This window comes from Brachybacterium netajii (SeqCode), from assembly GCF_054114245.1.
This window is the reverse complement of record NZ_JBSYXB010000002.1, coordinates 270606-287645: the sequence shown is the minus strand read 5'-3', so window position 1 is coordinate 287645 and position 17040 is coordinate 270606. Positions and strand designations below refer to the sequence as shown.

Here is a 17040-nt window from a genome sequence, read left to right as displayed (position 1 = left end):
ACGACGAAGACGAAGACGAAGACGAAGACGACCCAGGAGATCGAGCGATGACGATGACGCCGCCCCCGGACCTGTCGGGAGCGCTGCCCTCGACGCTGTACACGGGGATGGTCCTCTACAGCACCGCGGATCCCGAGGCCGATGCCGTGCTCGTCGCCGACGGGCTGATCGCCTGGATCGGCCATGCGGACACCGCCGCCGTCCTCCACGCCGACGCGCTGCAGGTCGACGCCACCGGCTGCCTCATGACGCCCGGCTTCGTCGACGCCGCCGCGACCGCCGACGGCTCCGCCCCGGATCCCGACGCCGATGCCGACGCCGCGGCGCGCGGGGTCGTCCGCCGCCTGGCCGGTCCGACGGGGGAGCGCGACGGCGTCCGCGTGATCGCCCCCGTCACGGAGTCCGCCCCCTATCTCGATCTGCTCGGGGAGGGCACGCCCCTCGCCTTCGGATCCGCCGGCGCACCTGAGGCCGCCGATCCCTGGAGCTGGGTGCGCAGCGCCGCCCATCTCGGCGAGGAGTCCCAGCGCATCAGCGATCGGGCCGCGTTCCTCGCCGCGACCCGCGGCGGCCAGCGAGTCGCCGGCCATCGCCATCCCGGGGACCTGCGCACCGGCATCGAGGCCACCTTCGTGCTGTGGGAGCCCTGGGATCTCACCGTGCGCGGACACGGCGACCGCATCGAGACCTGGTCGACCGACCCCCGCTCACGGACCCCGCTGCTGCCCGATCTCGACCAGGGCTCCCCGCGGGCCCTGCGCACCGTCGTCGACGGCCGCATCGTGCACGACCTCGGCGCGCTCCACCGGCAGGCAGGAGCATGACCGCGACCGACGAGGACGAGTTCGATCCCACCCCCTGGCCGATGGCGCTGCTGTGCGCGGCGCTCGGCGGGCTCGCCTGCCTGGCGGCCTTCCCGCCCTACGACCTGTGGATGCTGCTGCCGGTCTCGCTCGCGCTGCTCAGCGCCGCGCTGCTGGTGCGCTCGTTCTGGATGTCGCTGCTGGTCTCCCTCGTCTGGGGCCTGGCCTTCTTCGTCCCGCTGACGATCTGGGCGAACACCTACGCGGGCACCCTCCCGTGGGTCGCGCTGGGCGTCTTCGAGGCGCTCTACATCGTCCTGTTCGGCATCCTCGCCCGCACCGTCATGGTGCGCCGGGGCCTGAGCTGGACGACAGCGATCGTGGTCTCGGCCCTGTGGGTCGGCGTCGAGGCGCTGCGCAGCTCCGTCCCCTGGGGCGGGCTCCCCTGGGGGGCGACCGCCTTCGCGCTCGCGGACTCGCCCCTGCTGAACCTCGGTCCGTGGATCGGCACCGCGGGCCTCGCATTCGTCGTCGCGATGATCGGCCAGCTGCTCCTGCACGGGATGATGGCGCTGCTCAGCCGGCGCCGGCGCGGGCTGATGGGCATCGCCGGCGTGTGGCCGCTGGCCCTCGCCGTCGGTCTCGTGCTGTCCACGGTGGTGGTCCCGCTCCCGGTCAACCGCGCTCCCGCGGACCGCAGCACCATGACCATCGCCGCCGTGCAGGGGAACATGGACCAGATCGACCCCGCGACGATGGTCATGCCCGAGGGCGTCTTCGACAACCACATGGAGGAGACCTGGAACGTCATCGACCGCGCCACGGAGGACGGGACCGACATCGACCTCGTGGTCTGGCCGGAGGACTCCACCGAGGTCGATCCGCGACAGGACCTCTACCGCGCCTCCGCCCTCGGGCAGGCCGCGAACGCCGCGGGCGCCCCGCTGCTGGTGGGCACCCAGTACGCCGTCGGCGAGGACCGGCGGATCAACGCCTCGATGCTCTTCGACTCCGAGGGCGAGGCCGTGTACGAGTACGCGAAGCGCCACCCCGTGCCCTTCGGCGAGTACGTGCCCTTCCGGGACTTCTTCCGGCAGTTCAGCGACAAGGTCGATCTCGTGGGCCGCGACATGATCGCGGGCGATGAGGTCGGCGTGATGGACCTCGGCGAGCTGGGCCTCGGCGAGGGCCGGGTCGGCGTGCTGATCTGCTTCGAGATCGCCTACGACTCGCTGGTGTTCGACACGGTCCGCGACGGTGCCGAGGTGGTCGTCGTGCAGTCCAACAACGCCCTGTTCGGAGAGTCCGACGAAGCCGCCCAGCAGCTCGCCGAGGCGAAGGTCCTCGCCGTCGTCTCCGGACGCAGCATCGTGCACATCTCCACCGTGGGGGAGTCGGCGATCTTCACGCCCGAGGGCCGTCAGCTCGCCTACGTCGGGCATTGGGAGCAGGGCTCCCTGCTCGCCGACGTCCCCCTGCGCACCGGGATCACGCCCGCCGTGGCCGCCGGCTCCTGGACCGCCATCGGGCTCGGCGTCCTCGGCGGGCTCGGCTGGCTCGGTGCGCTCGCCTCCCGCCGCCGCGGGCTCCGCTCCTCCTCCGCCGTCCGCGCGCAGCGCGCGGGCGGTCGTTCCTCTCAGAAGGGCCGCTGATGACCACTCCGATCTCCCGTCCGTCGACCGCTCCGCCGCCGGCGACCCTCGTCGTGATCCCCACCTACGACGAGCGCGAGGCCCTTCCCGGCACCCTGGCACGGCTGCGCGCCGCCGTGCCCTACGCGCACGTCCTCGTCGCCGACGACGCCTCCCCGGACGGCACGGGGCAGTGGGCCGACGAGCAGGCGGCCGCGGACGAGAACGTCCACGTGCTCCACCGCACCGCGAAGCAGGGCCTCGGCCCCGCCTATCTCGCCGGCTTCGCCTGGGGGCTGGAGCGCGGCTACGAGGTGCTCGTGGAGATGGACGCCGACGCCTCCCATCGTCCCGAGCAGCTCCCCGGGCTGCTCGAGGCCGTCCGGCGCGGCGCCGACCTCGCGATCGGATCGCGCTGGGTCCCCGGGGGACGGGTGCACGACTGGCCGCTGGACCGCCTGATCCTCTCGCGCGGAGCGAACCTGTATGTGCGGGGCATGCTCGGGCTGGGCGTCGCCGACGCCACCGCAGGCTTCCGCGCCTTCCGCGCCGACCTGCTGCGCGAGCTCATGGCCGGGGACGTCGCCTCCCAGGGCTACTGCTTCCAGGTGGACATGACCCGGCGCGCCCGCGCCGCCGGCGCCGTCATCGCCGAGGTGCCCATCGACTTCGACGAGCGCGCCGAGGGCGTGAGCAAGATGAGCTCCGGCATCGTGCGCGAGGCGCTCGTGAAGGTGACCCTCTGGGGGGCCGCCCATCGCACCCAGCAGGTGCTCGGACTGCTGGGCTACGCTGGAGGCCGCTGACGAAGGGGGATCTCCCATGAGCACTGCATCCAGGTCGACAGGAGGCGGCTCGGCCTCGTCCGGGCCCGCATCGTCGGGAGCCTCGTCATCAGGGGCCTCGTCCTCGGGTGCTGGGAGCCCCTCGTCGCGCGGTGCGAAGGGATCCCGTTGGGGATCCCTCGTCCCCGCGGCGATCGTCGTCCTCGGCGTGGTCGAGATCGCCCTCCTCGTGGTGATCGGCGTCCGCTGGAGCCTGTGGTGGTCGGTGCTGATCATCGTGCTGGGCTGGATCGTCGGCGTCGCCCTGCTCGTGGCCGCTGGACAGCAGTCCTTCGTCCGCCTGCGCTCCGTGATCCGAGCGATCGGCGGCCGCGGCGACGTCCAGGACCATCTCTCCCGGCCGGCCTTCACCATGCTCGCGGCCCTGTTCTTCTTCTTCCCGGGGATCCTCACCGACATCGTCGGGATCGTGCTGCTGATCGTCCCCGTCCAGCGGCGCACGGTGAAGGCGATGGGCGTCGGGGGCGGCGCGGAGCGCACCCGCAGCGTCCTCTACCGCCGTGACGCCGGGGGAGTGATCGACGGCGAGATCATCATCGACTCGACGTCGACCGGACGGCCGTCCCCGCGCACCGGCGACGACGGTGCGAACGGAACTCCGCCCACCATCACCCCGCGCTGACCCCGGCGACCCCGGCGCGCACGAGAGAGCCCCCGCATCGTCCATGGACGATGCGGGGGCTCTGCCGATCCCGAGCGAGCCGCGCTCGACGGGTCCGGTCTCAGAAGTGGCGGCGCTGGTGGAGCTTCCCGGCACGCAGGAGCTCGAGGCGCTGGTCGAGGAGGACCTGCAGGTCCTCCTCGCTGCGACGCTCGAGGAGCATGTCCCAGTGGGTGCGCACGGGCTTGCCCGGCTTCTCCTCGGGACGCTCGCGGTCGCGCTGGACGGCGGTGGTGCCGCAGCGGCACTCCCAGATCGCCGGCACCTCGGCCTCGACGGAGAAGGGAAGCACGATGGTGTGGCCGTTGGGGCAGTCGTAGACGGCCTCCTGGCGCGGTGCGGCGAGGACGCCCTCGTCGGTCTCCATGGAGAGGGAGCCCAGACGGGTCCCTCGCAGGCTTCGGCTGCTCATGCGGTTCTCGCTTCCTGCCGGTGGTTCGAGTGGGGCGACGGCACGCCCGCAGAGGTCTGCCCTGGTTCAACGTCCCTCGAGCAGGGACTATTCCCCTCGGGGCAGGCGAGGGCGCGGCGACGACGGGCGCCGCGGGATCAGAGGGCGTCCAGCAGCTCGCAGAGCAGGTCGACGCGGTTGGTGATGATACCATCTGCGCCGCTGACCAGGAGCTCCAGCATGAGCGCAGGGTCGTCCACCGTCCACACGTGGACCTCGCATCCGGCGCGGTGAGCGGCGGCGATGTTCGCCGGCGTGACGACGGGCACTCCGCGATGGGTGACGGGGACCTGGAGCGCCCCGTAGGGCTTCAGGAGACGGTCGATCACCCGCTGCGGCGCCTCCACGGCGCGGGCGGCGACGAAGGCCGCCATCGCCCCGCTCGAGGGGCTCCGCATCGGCATCGTCCCGGTCACCCGTCGGACCTCCTCCGCAGCCCGGCGCGCGATCGCGCCGTCGAAGCTCGTGAGGCAGATGCGGCCCGCGCTCATCGTCCGCACGACCGCCGCGACGGCGGGACCGATGGCGTCGGCGCTCTTGACGTCGATGTTGATGGGCACGCCGGTGAAGGTGCCCAGCACGTCCTCGAGCAGGGCGAGGGGCTCGTCGCCGGGGAGGCGCACGGCGCCGGCCTCGCCGCCGGTGAGCTCGTCGATCCGGCGGGGGTCGCCGGCGATCCGGTCGAGGGTCTCGTCGTGGACCGCCAGCGCGAGGCCGTCGGCCGTCGCCCGGGTGTCGGTCTCGAGCATCGTCGCCCCGGCGGCGAGAGCGTCGGCGAAGGCGCGCAGGGTGTTCTCGGCGCCGTCGAGCGCGAGGCCCCGATGCGCGATCCGGCGCGGACGCTCCCCGGGGAGGAACCGCGAGGTGGTCCCTTCGGGGCGGTCAGCCCCGGTGCTGGTCGATGATCGCATCCTCTTCCTCTTCGTCGATGCCGCGGGCGCGCACGGAGACGCGGCGGCGGGGTCGGTCGGCACGGTCGGCCCGGCGGGGCGCCGGAGACCGGTCGGCGGCGGTCCTCGACGTGGCCGTGCCCGCGTCGTCTGCGCCGGCGCCGTCGGCAGCGGCAGCGTCGGCAGCGTCGGCCGCGGCTCCAGCGCCCGGCGAGGAGCCGAGGGGAGCGGCGGATGCGGCCGCGGCGCTGCTCTCCTGACGACGGAGCTCGTCGAGGGCGTCCTCCTCCTCGTCCCGGATCACGCGGCGCGTGCGGTAGATGAGCGCGCCCGGGAAGAAGAGCGCGAAGACCCACCACTGGAACGCGTAGGAGAGATGGTTGCCGAGCGAGGTGTCGGGCTTCTCGAGGGCCATGGGCCTCTCCCCGGCAGGATCCTCGGCGGCGAGCTCGCCGTACACGGTGAGCATGAGGCCGTCCCCGAGGCCGGGCACCATGCCCGCGACCTCCTCGGGCGTGATCGTCTGGACCTGCCCCTCGGGGTTGGATCGCTGCGAGAGGACCTGCTCGGCGGGGCGGAGTCGGACGTCCACGGTGATCTCCCCGTCGGGGACGGCGGGCGCATCCGCGGGTACGGCGCCCTCGTCATCGCCGGGGACCCAGCCGCGCACGACGAGCAGCTGCGTGCCGTCGTCGGCGATGAAGGGCACCAGCTGGTAGAAGCCGACGGTGCTGCTGTAGGTCCTGTTGCGCACGTAGAGGACGCAGTCGGGGGAGGAGCAGTAGCTGCCGTGGAGGCGGACGACCGTCCATTCCTCGCCGTCGGCGAGCTCCTCGTCGGGGCTCGAGAGGATGGTGTCGAGGGCGACGGGATCCGCGCTGTAGTTCTCCTCGACGATCGCGGCGCTCTCGCGCTTGTCCTCGAAGCGGCCGTACTGCCAGCGACCGAGGCCGACGCAGACCGCCGCGCACAGCAGCACGGCGATCACGGCGATGAGGGTGTCGCGGCTGAGGATCGCCCGTCGGCGGATCTCGCGGCGCTCCTCCTGGGGCAGGACCGATCGGGTGCTGTCCGAGGAGGCGGCGGGTGGGAGGGCGGTTCCGGATCGGCGCTGATCGTTCCCCGAGCTCATGACCGCCCCGCGACGCCATCGGCGCCTGCGAGATGGGATCCTGCTCCGGTGACCATGCCGGGCAGGTCCTCGATGGCGAAATCGGTCAGCTGCACGAAGCCGACGGCCACCGCGGCCGCGAGGGCGAAGCCGAGGGCCGTCGCCGTGATGGTCATGGCCAGGCGCAGGCGCGGCCGATCGCGTCGGGGGGTCGCCGGCCCGAAGCCGTAGTCCTCGTCCTCGAGGTGGTTCTGGGACCACATGCCGGGATTGATCACCGCGACAGGGTACGTCTCGATCCTCGGACGAGGCCGAGCGCCGCTGGCGGGGACATCCTCCGAGCGCTGCAGCGGGGCCTGCGGCACGTTCGCAGGGGAGCCTTTCGCGGCGTCGGCCTCGTCATCGATCCACAGCCGCCAGCCGGAGGGCACCGGGCCCCAGGTGTAGGGCGGCTGGAAGCCCTCCGGCGGGACCCACCCGTCATGGGGCGGCTCGGGCCAGTTCGGCGGCGGGTTGAAACGGGGGCTCACGACGCGGGGATGTCCCAGGTCTTCACGTCGGTGTAGTTGTCGTACTCGAGCGTCATTCCACCGGCTTTCGCGGGATCGAAGAGGATCTGGATCGTGTACTCCTCGCCGGCGGAGAACGTCGTCGGGGCGTCGTAGTCGAGCCCGGAGCCCTCGAGCTCGTAGGTCGCCAGCGCAGGGCTGAGGGTGCCGCCGTAGGGCGTGACGACCTCGAAGTTGTACGAGTTGAAGTCCATCGTGCCGTCCTCGACGATCATCCGGGCGGTGACCACGAGGTACTCGTCCCCGTTCTCCGAGGGCGTCACGGTGCCGCCGTACTCGCTCGGGATCTCCTCGTCGGCGACCCACTCCATGGAGACGGTCACCGTGCCGGTGCCGTCGGAGCTGACGACGTCGACCGGCTCGGCGTCCGCGGCGACGGTCGCGAGGTTGGTCGGGGTGACCACCTCCGTCGTCTCCTCCGTCGTCTCGTCCGCGGTGGTGGTATCCTCGCCGGTCTCCTCCTGCGTCGTCGTCGCGGTTCCCTGGCCCTGGGTCGAGCTGTCCCTGTTGAACAGGTAGATGCCGCCGCCGACGATCACGACGAGGAGGGCGAGGAGCAGGAGGATGACGCACCCCACCCACCAGAAGCGCGCCACGACGCCCTTCCGCGGCGGCTGCTCGCCAGTGCCGGTGCTCGCCGACCAGTTCGCGCTGTCAGCCGATGCCGACCCTGCGGAGAACGACTGCGCCGGGGACGCCTGACCGTAACCCTGAGCGGGGGAGGCCTGGCCGTAACCCTGTGCGGGGGAGGCCTGGCCATAGCCCTGCGCGGGCGAAGCCTGGCCATATCCCTGCGCGGGCGAGGCCTGGCCATAGCCATGGTCCTGATAGCCCGCGGGCTGCGCAGCCGCTTCGCCGTATCCCGGGGCAGGGGCTTCCTGGCCGACGGCCGATGCGTGGTCCTCCGCAGGCGCCTGCTCCGGTGCGGGATCGACATCGCCGTACCCGGGCTCACCGGGAGCAGACTCATACGGAGTCGGCTGCGCGAGGTCGGCCTCCAGATCGGGCCCCGCATACTCGGCCGTCTCCCCGGGCGCAGCCATCGGCTGCGTGGGCTCGAGCCCATCCGCGGCATCCGCTTCCTGCTCGATGGGAGCAGCATCGGCGGAGGGCTCCGTCACGGGGGCGGAGACCGCGGGAGCCTCGACCTCGGGCTCCGATGCCACGACGTCGGACTCCACGTCGCTGCTCGCGACGGGCTCGTCCAGCGACGCCGGCGCGTCGACAGCCGGCTCCGGCTCGACGGCCGGCGCGTCGACAGCCGGCTCCGGCTCGACGGCCGGCGCGTCGACAGTCGAATCCGGCTCGACGGCCGGCGCGGCGGCGAGGGGCTCCTCGACGAGCTCGGGCTCCGTCGACGACGCCTCGGCAGGCGCCTGCTCGGTCAGCGGCTGCTCGACGGGAGTCGCCACACGGGTGGCGTCGTCGTCCACGGCCGGCGGCTGCGCCTCCGGCTGGGCCTCCGCCGGCTGGGGAGCATCGCCCTGCGGCAGCGCGGAGTCGGGCCGCTCATCCACCGGCGCCTCGGGCTGCTGGGCGGTGGTCGCCACGCGGGTGGCGTCGTCGTCGACGCTCTCCTGCGCAGAAGCGCTCTCCGGATCGACTGCCTGCTCGGGCTCGACCGTGGGCTCCGGCTCGACGGCGGGCTCCTGCGCAGGCGCTTCGGTCGCGGGCGCCGCCGGAGCGGTCTCCGCGTCGACCCAGAAGTTCCACCCGTCCGGTGCCGGTCCCCAGGCCGGATCCGGCTGCCACCCCGGAGGCGGAGACCACTGCGGGTCGTCGATCTGCCAGTTCGGCGGCGGGTTGAAGCGGTAGGCCATGGGGATGCCCCTTCCGACGGGATGAAGCCTTGACTGCCGGGAATCCCCCCTAGGCTCCCGGCATGCTCTCGACCCGTATCGTAGAGCACCGAGCCCGACCCGCCCCGTACAGAGACGAGGAGTCCCGATGACCGAGACCACCACCGAACCCCGCAGCGTGCTCATCACCGGAGGCAACCGCGGCATCGGCCGCGCCATCGCCGAGGAGTTCCTGCGCCGCGGGGACCGGGTGGCCGTGACCAGCCGCTCGGGACAGGGCGGGCCGGAGGGTGCGCTGACCCTCGCCGCAGACGTCACCGACGGCGCGAGCCTCGACGAGGCGATCGCCGCCGCGGAGGCCGCGCACGGCCCCATCGAGGTGCTCGTCGCCAACGCCGGCATCACCGACGACCAGCTCCTGCTGCGGATGAGCGACGACTCCTTCGAGCAGGTCCTGGACACGAACCTCACCGGCTCGTTCCGCACGGTCAAGCGCGTGATCAAGAGCATGATGCGCAAGAAGAAGGGCCGCATCGTGCTGATCTCCTCCGTCGTCGGCCTCTACGGCTCGCCCGGCCAGGTGAACTACGCCGCCTCGAAGTCCGGTCTCATCGGCATCGCCCGTGCGCTCACGCGCGAGCTCGGGTCGCGGGGGATCACCGCGAACGTCGTCGCCCCCGGCTACATCGACACCGAGATGACGCAGGCCCTCAGCGAGGATGTCCAGGCCACGTACAAGAAGACGATCCCCGCGGGTCGCTTCGCCGCGCCCGAGGAGGTCGCCAAGGTCGTCGCGTTCCTCTCGAGCGATGAGGCGTCCTACATCTCCGGTGCCGTGATCCCGGTCGACGGCGGCCTGGGCATGGGACACTGAACCGACCTCCGGGGCCACGGGCCTCGTCCCTCCGTCGAACGAAGGTGTGATCGCACCCCCATGTCCTCCCAAGACCCCGACAGTCGCCTCCTCCTGCTGATGCGCCATGGCAAGGCGGAGTCCGGCGGCGGCCGCCCCGATCAGGAGCGTCAGCTCGCCGACCGCGGCGCGGCGCAGGCCCGCCTGGTGGGGGAGTACCTCGAGTCGCAGGGCGTGCGCCCCACGCGGGTGCTGGTGTCGGACTCGGCACGCACCCGCGGCACCTGGGAGGCGCTGCGGGAGGCGATGCCCGGGTTCGACGGGAAGGTCACCTTCCACGAGGACATCTACACCGGTGGTCCGGTGGAGGTCCTCGACCTCCTGCACGAGCTCAAGAGCTCCTGCACCGTGGCCATGGTGATCGGGCATGAGCCGACGATGGCGATGCTGGTCTCCCACCTCGCCGACGGCGACTCCGATCCGGGGTCGGCGGCGCAGGCGCGCATCGGCATGCCCACCGGTGCGATGGGCGTGCTCTCGGGCCCGCTGCACAAGTGGAAGAACCTGGGGGAGGACTCCCTGACGCTGCACACCATCGTGCGGCCCTGAGCGCTCGACGATGGGGCGGCCCGGTCCATGGACCGGGCCGCCCCATCGTCGTGCGGAGGCCGTCGGCGTCGTGCCGAGGCCGACGGCGAGGAGATCAGCCGCGCGCGGCGGCGGCCTCCAGATAGGGCCAGGCGTCCAGCTGGGAGGGACCCTCGAGGACGACGTCCGCGCGCTCGCGCAGCGCCGGCTTCGCCCTCCAGGCGATCCCCGTGCCCGCGGCCTCGACCATGGGCAGATCGTTGGCGCCGTCGCCCATCGCGACGATCCGGGAGACCGGCACCGCATGGCGCTCGGCGAGCTCGCGCAGCGTGGCCAGCTTCGCGGCGCCGTCGACGATCGGGCCCTCGACCTCGCCGGTGAAGCGTCCGTCGCGCAGTCCGAAGCGGTTGGCGACGACGAGATCGATGCCGACCTCGGCGGCGAGGTCGTCGATGATCTCGTGGAAGCCGCCGGAGACGAGGGCCGTCACCCAGCCGGCCGCCTTCGCGCGACGCATCAGCTCGACGGCGCCGTCCGTCGGCACCAGCACGGAGCGGACCTGGGTGATGACCGCCTCGTCGAGCCCTTCGAGGAGCGTCACGCGCGCTCGCAGCGACTGCGAGAAGTCCAGCTCCCCGCGCATCGCGGCGGTGGTGATCCGCTCGACCTCGTCGCGGACGCCGGCGTGCTCGGCGACGAGCTCGATGACCTCCTGGGTGAGGAACGTCGAGTCGACGTCGGAGATGAGGATCCCGGTGACGGTGCTCGGGGAGTCGCTGGAGGTGCTCATGCGGGGTTCGGTGCTCGCGTTCCTGGTCGGGGCGGCGCGCTCGACGCCGACGATCGTCCTGTCGGATCCGATCATGCCGGAGCGCGCGAGACCGTGTCGCCCCATCTCGTCCCGGCGCTCGGGATCCGGGCTCCGGCACGGCGAAGGGCGCCGGAGGCCGATGCCTCCGGCGCCCCCGCCAGCCCTCGTCCGGTCGGGCTCAGGGCTCGATGACGGTGCCCTTGCCGATCACGGTGATGCCCGACTCCGTGACGACCCAGCCGCGCGCACGGTCCTTCTCGGGGTCCAGCCCGATCTGGGTGCGCGGCGGGACCACCACGCCCTTGTCGATGATCGCCCGATGGATCTGGCAGTGCCGCCCCACGGTCACATCGTCCATGAGGACCGAGTCCGAGACGTTGGACCAGGAGTTGATGCGGACCCCGGGCGAGAGCACCGAGCTGGAGACCTGGGCGCCCGAGACCACGACGCCGGGGGAGATCACGGAGTCGACGGCGGAGCCGACGCGGCCGGGACCCGCATGGACGAACTTCGCCGGGGGCGCGTTGCGGTGCCCGGTGAAGGTCGGCCACTGGTCGTTGTACAGGTTGAAGACCGGGTGCACGGAGATGAGATCCATGTGCGCCTCGTAGAAGGCGTCCAGGGTGCCGACGTCCCGCCAGTAGTCGCGGTCGCGGTCCGAGGAGCCGGGGACGTCGTTGCGGATGAAGTCGTAGACGGCGGCATCGCCCCGGGCGACGAACGAGGGGACGATGTCGCCGCCCATGTCGTGCTGCGAGTCCTCGTCCTCGGCGTCGCGGGTGACGGCCTCGACGAGGGCGTCGGCGGTGAAGATGTAGTTGCCCATGGACGCCAGGATCGAGGCGGGATCGTCGGCGAGCCCCTCGGTCTCCTTCGGCTTCTCGACGAAGGCGGTGATGGTGGTGGGATCCGACGGGTCGGTCTCGATCACGCCGAACTGGTCGGACAGCTCGATCGGCTGCCGGATCGCCGCGACGGTGCAGGAGCGACCCGACTCGATGTGCGCGTCGAGCATCTGCGAGAAGTCCATGCGGTAGATGTTGTCGGCGCCGACGACGACCACGTAGTCGGGCTTCTCGTCATGGATGAGGTTGAGGGACTGGGCGATCGCATCCGCCGAGCCGCGGAACCAGTGCTTGCCCATGCGCTGCTGGGCGGGCACCGGCGCCACGTAGTTGCCCAGCAGCGAGCTCATCCGCCAGGTCTGGGCGATGTGGCGGTCCAGGGAGTGGGACTTGTACTGGGTCAGCACGACGATCCGCAGATAGCCGGAGTTGACGATGTTCGACAGGGCGAAGTCGATGAGGCGGTAGATGCCGCCGAACGGGACGGCGGGCTTGGCACGGTCGAGGGTCAGCGGCATCAGCCGCTTCCCCTCGCCTCCAGCGAGGACGATGGCGAGGACCTTCTTGGGCATGACATCGAGGATAATGCAGAAGTGGCCCTGATCACGCCGAAGCGGCGATGATCCCCCCAGACCGTAAGGAGACCGACGGATGCGCGTCGACCTGCTGACCAAGGAGTACCCCCCGGAGATCTACGGTGGAGCCGGCGTGCACGTCGCCGAGCTGACCCGGGTCCTGCGCCCGCACATCGACGTGCAGGTGCGCGCGTTCGGCGCCGACCGGGACGAGGAGGGCACCTTCTCGTACCGCACCCCCGCTGAGCTCGAGGGGGCCAACGCCGCCCTCGCCACCCTCGGCACCGACCTGCTCATCGCGCAGGACTGCGCCGGAGCGGACCTCATCCACTCCCACACGTGGTACGCGAACTTCGCCGGCCACATCGCCTCGCTGCTGCACGGGGTCCCGCACATCCTCTCGGCGCACTCCCTCGAGCCGCTGCGCCCCTGGAAGGCCGAGCAGCTCGGCGGCGGCTACCGCCTGAGCTCGTTCGCCGAGCGCTCCGCCTACGAGGGCGCGGCCGGGGTCATCGCCGTGTCCGCGGGCATGCGCGAGGACATCCTGCGCGCCTACCCGTCCGTCGACCCCCGGAAGGTCCATGTCGTCCACAACGGCATCGACATCGACGTGTGGCAACCCAATCCGGAGACCTCGGCGCTCACCTCCCGCGGCATCGACCCCGAGGCGCCGACGATCGTCTTCGTCGGCCGGATCACCCGCCAGAAGGGTCTGCCCTACTTCCTGCGCGCGGTCCGCGAGCTCCCCGAGGACGTGCAGGTCGTGCTGTGCGCGGGCGCTCCCGACACCCCGGAGATCGCCGCCGAGGTCGACGGCCTCGTCACCGAGCTGCAGCGCACCCGCCAGGGCGTTCACCTGATCACCGACATGCTGCCGCGCGGCGAGCTCACGCAGCTGCTCTCGCATGCGACGACCTTCGCCTGCCCGAGCATCTACGAACCGCTGGGGATCGTGAACCTCGAGGCCATGGCCTGCGGGATCCCCGTGGTGGCCTCGGCGACCGGTGGCATCCCCGAGGTCGTCGTCGACGGCGAGACCGGCTACCTGGTCGAGCTGGAGCAGGTCGCCGACGGCACCGGCACGCCGGTGGACCCCGACGCCTTCGTCGCGGATCTCGCCGCGGCCCTGACCCGGATGGTCTCCGATCCCGAGCGCGCGAAGCAGATGGGTGAGGCCTCCCGCCGTCGCGCCGCCGAGCACTTCTCCTGGACCTCGATCGCCGAGCGCACCCTCGACGTCTACCGCATGGTGATCGCGCAGCAGAGCGCCTGATCCTCCGGTCCGACGGGCCCGTCGGGATCCTCAGAGCAGCTCGGCGTGCACGATCCGCTCGACGACCTCGACGAGGGCCATGCGGGAGGCGTCCTGCAGCTCCGCCAGCAGCGCCCGCCGGGCGGTCCCCTCGCCGAGGGAGACCGTCCGGTCCTCGTCGGCGAGCTCGTCCTGGACGAGGAGCAGGGTGCGGGCGGCGAGCACCAGCAGATGCGAGTCCGCGCCCTCGAGATGGCGGGGCAGGCCCGTCGCCGCCCAGCGCTCGGGCACGCGGGCGAGCTCGACGGGCTCGTCGGGGACGAGGTCGAGGTCGACGGCGGAGTCCGCGGCCCGGCGCAGCGCGCGCAGCAGCTCCTCCCGGGCGGTGCCCGAGGACGCCGGGGGCGGCACATGCGCGCCGGCGGGCGCCGCGAAGCGCTGCCACGAGACCCGCTGCACGCGTCCGCGGACGGTCGGCGTCGGGACGATCTCCGGCACCAGCGTGTGATCGGCGATCCCCGCCGCGGTCACGACGATCGCCTGCTCGGCCTCGAGCGCCGCCGGCACGGCGGGCGGCGGGCCGACGAGCCCGGCGAGCCGTCCGGGGACCGGCAGCACGAGGCGCAGCTGCGCGAGCGGGAGCCGGCGCAGCGAGGTCAGCCAGTCGAAGAGGTCCACGCCCTCGCCGCCGTCCTCGGTGCGGTCCGCACCGCGGGAGAGGTCGGCGGCGTCGTCGGGGCCGATGTCCCCGCGCAGGTAGGCGGCGGCCCACAGCATCAGGACCGCGGCCCGGGGCAGCGCGACCAGGTCGCGTCCGGCATCGCGCGCCATCGTCATCCCTCCTGATCCGCGGGAGCGGGCTCGGCATCCGCGGGAGCGAGCTCTGCACGGCGCGCGACCGGGTCCACGGAGACCACGCGGATCCGCACCGTCTCCCCGAGCGCGGCGTCCATCGGGACCCACGCCGTGACCGGCGGGTCGATCATCTGCACCTCGACGCGCACGGGGGCGTTGAGCGAGCCGTCCTGCTTCCTCGAGGCCTCGCGGCGCTCGATGACGGTCCCGTCGATCTCCTCGCCGACCCATCCGGAGAGCGCGGCGATCTCCACGAGGTCGATCGCGCGGCGCTCGAGGTCGCCGCCGCGGCCGCCGGTGGTCCGCATGATCTCCGGGAGCGCCGCGAGCGCGTTCAGGAGCACGGGATCGGGGGCCTCGCCGCGGGCGTGGGCGTGGCAGACCAGGAGCACGAAGCGGTCCACGAGCCGGCGCAGGGGCGCCGTCGTGTGCGCGTAGGGTGCGGCGATCGCGGCCTGGACGGTGTCCTCGGGGAGCTCCTCGGCGCGGGTGAAGGCGGCGTAGGAGGCGCCGCGGAAGAGGGAGCCGGCGAAGTTCAGCAGCGCCAGATGGGAGGGCTCGTGCCAGTCCAGGGTGCGCAGGAACCGGCCGTAGGGGAGGCCGTCGGGCCAGTCGATCCCGAGGGCCTCGGCCTGCCGCCGGAAGCGGTCCATCGCGGCGTCATCGGCGGGCGGCATGGTGCGCAGGATCCCGGCGCCGTGCTCGATCATGAGCGCGGCTGCGGCCATGCCGGTCATCAGCGAGATCTGGGCGTTGGCGTCCTCGATGGGGGCGATGCTGCGCCAGGTCAGGCGGATCCGGTCGCCGTCGGCCTCGACCTCCTGCTCGGGGATGCTGAGGCTCGCTCCGCCGCGCTCGGCCTCGAGGAGCGCGCGCAGCGCGCCGATCTCCTGCAGCAGGAGCATCTGCGGGTGCCCGCGCCCCTCGTCGAGCGCGGTCTGGACGCCCTCGTAGTCGAGCTTCTCGCGGGAGCGGATGAGCGCGCGCTCGAGGTCGACGCCGACGACCTCGCCGCGCTCGTCGAGGTCGAGGCTCCAGACGAAGACCGGGGCGTCCTGATCGGGCAGGAGCGAGGCGACGCCCTCGGAGAGCACCTCGGGGTGCAGGGGGATCCGACGGTCGGGGAGGTAGACGGTCGCGCCGCGGCGACGGGCCTCCTGGTCGACGGGCCCGTCGAGGGCGACGAACCAGGGGACGTCGGCGATCGCGTAGCGCACCCGATAGCCGGTCCCGCTGCGCTCGAGGTGCATCGCCTGGTCGAGGTCGGTGGAGCTCGCGGGGTCGAGGGTGACGAAGGGGACGCCGGTGAGGTCGCGGCGGGCGTCGTCGGCGATGTCGGTGCCGGGTTTCCGTTGGGCGGCGTCCTCCGCGGCGGCGAGGACCTCGGCGGGGAAGTCCCGCGGGAGGTCGTCGGCGGCGGCGAGGAGCTCGTCGACGCCGCGGCGGATGATCTCGAGGGCGACGGCGCCGCGTTCGGCGTGCAGGGTCACGGGACGGTGCGGCACTGCGGCCTCCTCGGCGCTCGGTTCGCGGGATCCGCGATGCTCCACGGCGGTTCGCGGCCGCGCCAGTCTACGGCGGGCTCCGCCTCGGGGGCGCCCGGGCGATAGGCTTCGGGCCATGGCCTTCGCTGCAGCTTCCTTCTCCGACGTCGTGGTCCGACGCAACGGACGCAACATCCTCGATTCCGTGTCCCTGGAGATCGCCGAGGGCGAGCGCTGGGCGGTCCTCGGCCCCAACGGGGCCGGCAAGTCGACGCTCATCCGCCTGCTCTCCACGCGTCTGCACCCCACCTCGGGGACGGTCTCCGTGCTCGGCGAGCAGCTCGGCAAGGTCGATGTGTTCGAGCTGCGTCCGCTGATCGGCCTGGCCTCCCAGGAGCTCGCCGAGACGATCCCCGTGGAGGAGACGGCGCTCGACGTCGTCGTCACCGCCGGGTACAGCGTCGTGGGCCGCTGGCGGGAGACCTATGAGGATCTCGACCTCGATCGTGCGCGCACCCTGCTGCAGGCCTTCGGGATGGGCGCCCATCTCGACCGCATGTTCGGGACCCTCTCCACGGGCGAGCGCAAGCGCGTCCTGGCGGCCCGCGCCCTCATGACCGATCCGGAGCTGCTGCTGCTGGACGAGCCGGCCGCCGGTCTGGACCTCGGCGGCCGCGAGGCCCTCGTGCGCACCCTCGGCCGTCTCGCGAAGGATCCTGCGACCCCGGTGACGGTGCTGGTCACCCATCATGTCGAGGAGATCCCGCCGGGCTACACGCATGTCGCGCTGCTGCGTCGGGGCGCTCTCGTCGCGGCCGGCCCGATCGAGGAGACCCTCACCTCGCAGAACCTCACCGCGACCTTCGGCCTGCCGCTCGTCGCCGAGAAGCGCGGCCAGCGCTTCACCGCCCGCTCCCTCTCTCTGGACTGACCGGTGGGGGAGAGCACCGAGCAGCCTGTCCCGTCGCAGCTGCGCCGGATCGACGACGCCTCCGATCCTGCGCTCGACGACTATCT

The 17040-nt window shown here is 72.4% G+C and carries 17 protein-coding genes; 8 read left to right on the top strand and 9 right to left on the bottom strand.

The genetic code is table 11. From position 1 onward, the window contains the following. The first annotated feature begins 47 nt into the window (after positions 1-47). From ACXET9_RS05030 to ACXET9_RS05015, 4 genes are read left to right on the top strand one after another with little or no spacing between them, the layout of a single operon-like run. Positions 48-824 carry a hypothetical protein gene (locus ACXET9_RS05030; RefSeq protein ID WP_457885408.1) on the top strand — a complete coding sequence of 259 codons (777 nt, stop codon included), beginning with the start codon at positions 48-50 and terminating at the stop codon, positions 822-824. Further along, a complete protein-coding gene (gene lnt, locus ACXET9_RS05025) occupies positions 821-2455 on the top strand; it encodes an apolipoprotein N-acyltransferase (RefSeq protein WP_457885406.1) in 1635 nt (544 codons plus the stop codon). The genes ACXET9_RS05030 and lnt overlap by 4 nt, the downstream gene beginning before the upstream one ends. After that, entirely contained in the window at positions 2455-3240 is a 786-nt protein-coding gene (locus ACXET9_RS05020) for a polyprenol monophosphomannose synthase (RefSeq protein WP_457885404.1), read from the top strand. Before lnt ends, ACXET9_RS05020 begins: the two co-directional genes overlap by 1 nt. 16 nt (positions 3241-3256) lie before the next feature. Beyond that, on the top strand, positions 3257-3901 hold the full coding sequence (locus ACXET9_RS05015) for an FxsA family protein (protein ID WP_457885402.1): 645 nt from the start codon (positions 3257-3259) through the stop codon (positions 3899-3901). A gap of 100 nt (positions 3902-4001) precedes the next feature. On the opposite strand, the gene ACXET9_RS05010 is transcribed toward ACXET9_RS05015, so the two are convergent. The 5 genes from ACXET9_RS05010 to ACXET9_RS04990 all read right to left on the bottom strand — a co-directional run bounded on the left by ACXET9_RS05010 (position 4002) and on the right by ACXET9_RS04990 (position 8781). Further along, entirely contained in the window at positions 4002-4352 is a 351-nt protein-coding gene (locus tag ACXET9_RS05010; RefSeq protein WP_457885400.1) for an RNA polymerase-binding protein RbpA, read from the bottom strand. Positions 4353-4489: 137 nt separating this feature from the next. Next, positions 4490-5302: a glycerophosphodiester phosphodiesterase family protein gene (locus ACXET9_RS05005; protein WP_457885398.1), complete on the bottom strand. Its 813-nt coding sequence runs from the start codon at positions 5300-5302 to the stop codon at positions 4490-4492. Continuing rightward, positions 5274-6413, bottom strand: coding sequence for an SURF1 family cytochrome oxidase biogenesis protein (locus tag ACXET9_RS05000; protein WP_457885396.1), 1140 nt, complete (start codon positions 6411-6413; stop codon positions 5274-5276). Before ACXET9_RS05000 ends, ACXET9_RS05005 begins: the two co-directional genes overlap by 29 nt. After that, complete coding sequence (locus tag ACXET9_RS04995) at positions 6410-6922, bottom strand: hypothetical protein (RefSeq protein ID WP_457885394.1); 513 nt, start codon at positions 6920-6922, stop codon at positions 6410-6412. Before ACXET9_RS04995 ends, ACXET9_RS05000 begins: the two co-directional genes overlap by 4 nt. Beyond that, on the bottom strand, positions 6919-8781 hold the full coding sequence (locus ACXET9_RS04990; RefSeq protein ID WP_457885392.1) for a hypothetical protein: 1863 nt from the start codon (positions 8779-8781) through the stop codon (positions 6919-6921). Before ACXET9_RS04990 ends, ACXET9_RS04995 begins: the two co-directional genes overlap by 4 nt. 127 nt (positions 8782-8908) lie before the next feature. On the opposite strand from ACXET9_RS04990, the gene fabG reads away from it, so the two are divergent. Both fabG and ACXET9_RS04980 read left to right on the top strand, forming a co-directional pair. Then, positions 8909-9634, top strand: a complete 726-nt coding sequence (fabG, locus tag ACXET9_RS04985) for a 3-oxoacyl-ACP reductase FabG (protein ID WP_457885390.1) — start codon at positions 8909-8911, stop codon at positions 9632-9634. A 60-nt stretch (positions 9635-9694) separates the two neighbouring features. Further along, positions 9695-10222 carry a SixA phosphatase family protein gene (locus ACXET9_RS04980; protein WP_457885388.1) on the top strand — a complete coding sequence of 176 codons (528 nt, stop codon included), beginning with the start codon at positions 9695-9697 and terminating at the stop codon, positions 10220-10222. A 94-nt stretch (positions 10223-10316) separates the two neighbouring features. On the opposite strand, the gene serB is transcribed toward ACXET9_RS04980, so the two are convergent. Together serB and glgC are read right to left on the bottom strand one after the other, a co-directional pair. Next, the gene (gene serB / locus ACXET9_RS04975; RefSeq protein WP_457885386.1) at positions 10317-10991 is read right to left on the bottom strand and encodes a phosphoserine phosphatase SerB; all 675 of its coding nucleotides are present in this window, start codon (positions 10989-10991) and stop codon (positions 10317-10319) included. A 199-nt stretch (positions 10992-11190) separates the two neighbouring features. Then, a complete protein-coding gene (gene glgC, locus ACXET9_RS04970; RefSeq protein WP_457885384.1) occupies positions 11191-12429 on the bottom strand; it encodes a glucose-1-phosphate adenylyltransferase in 1239 nt (412 codons plus the stop codon). A 79-nt stretch (positions 12430-12508) separates the two neighbouring features. Here glgC and glgA point away from each other — a divergent pair, with 79 nt between their 5' ends. After that, a complete protein-coding gene (gene glgA, locus ACXET9_RS04965) occupies positions 12509-13705 on the top strand; it encodes a glycogen synthase (RefSeq protein ID WP_457885382.1) in 1197 nt (398 codons plus the stop codon). Between the two features lie 30 nt (positions 13706-13735). Here the strand turns inward: glgA and ACXET9_RS04960 are convergent, their stop codons facing one another. After that, complete coding sequence (locus tag ACXET9_RS04960) at positions 13736-14515, bottom strand: hypothetical protein (RefSeq protein ID WP_457885380.1); 780 nt, start codon at positions 14513-14515, stop codon at positions 13736-13738. Between the two features lie 2 nt (positions 14516-14517). Then, complete coding sequence (locus ACXET9_RS04955) at positions 14518-16044, bottom strand: RNB domain-containing ribonuclease (protein WP_457885378.1); 1527 nt, start codon at positions 16042-16044, stop codon at positions 14518-14520. Between the two features lie 115 nt (positions 16045-16159). Between ACXET9_RS04955 and ACXET9_RS04950 the strand changes: the two genes are divergently transcribed. Continuing rightward, entirely contained in the window at positions 16160-16954 is a 795-nt protein-coding gene (locus tag ACXET9_RS04950; protein WP_457885376.1) for an ABC transporter ATP-binding protein, read from the top strand. The last annotated feature ends 86 nt before the right edge of the window (positions 16955-17040 follow it).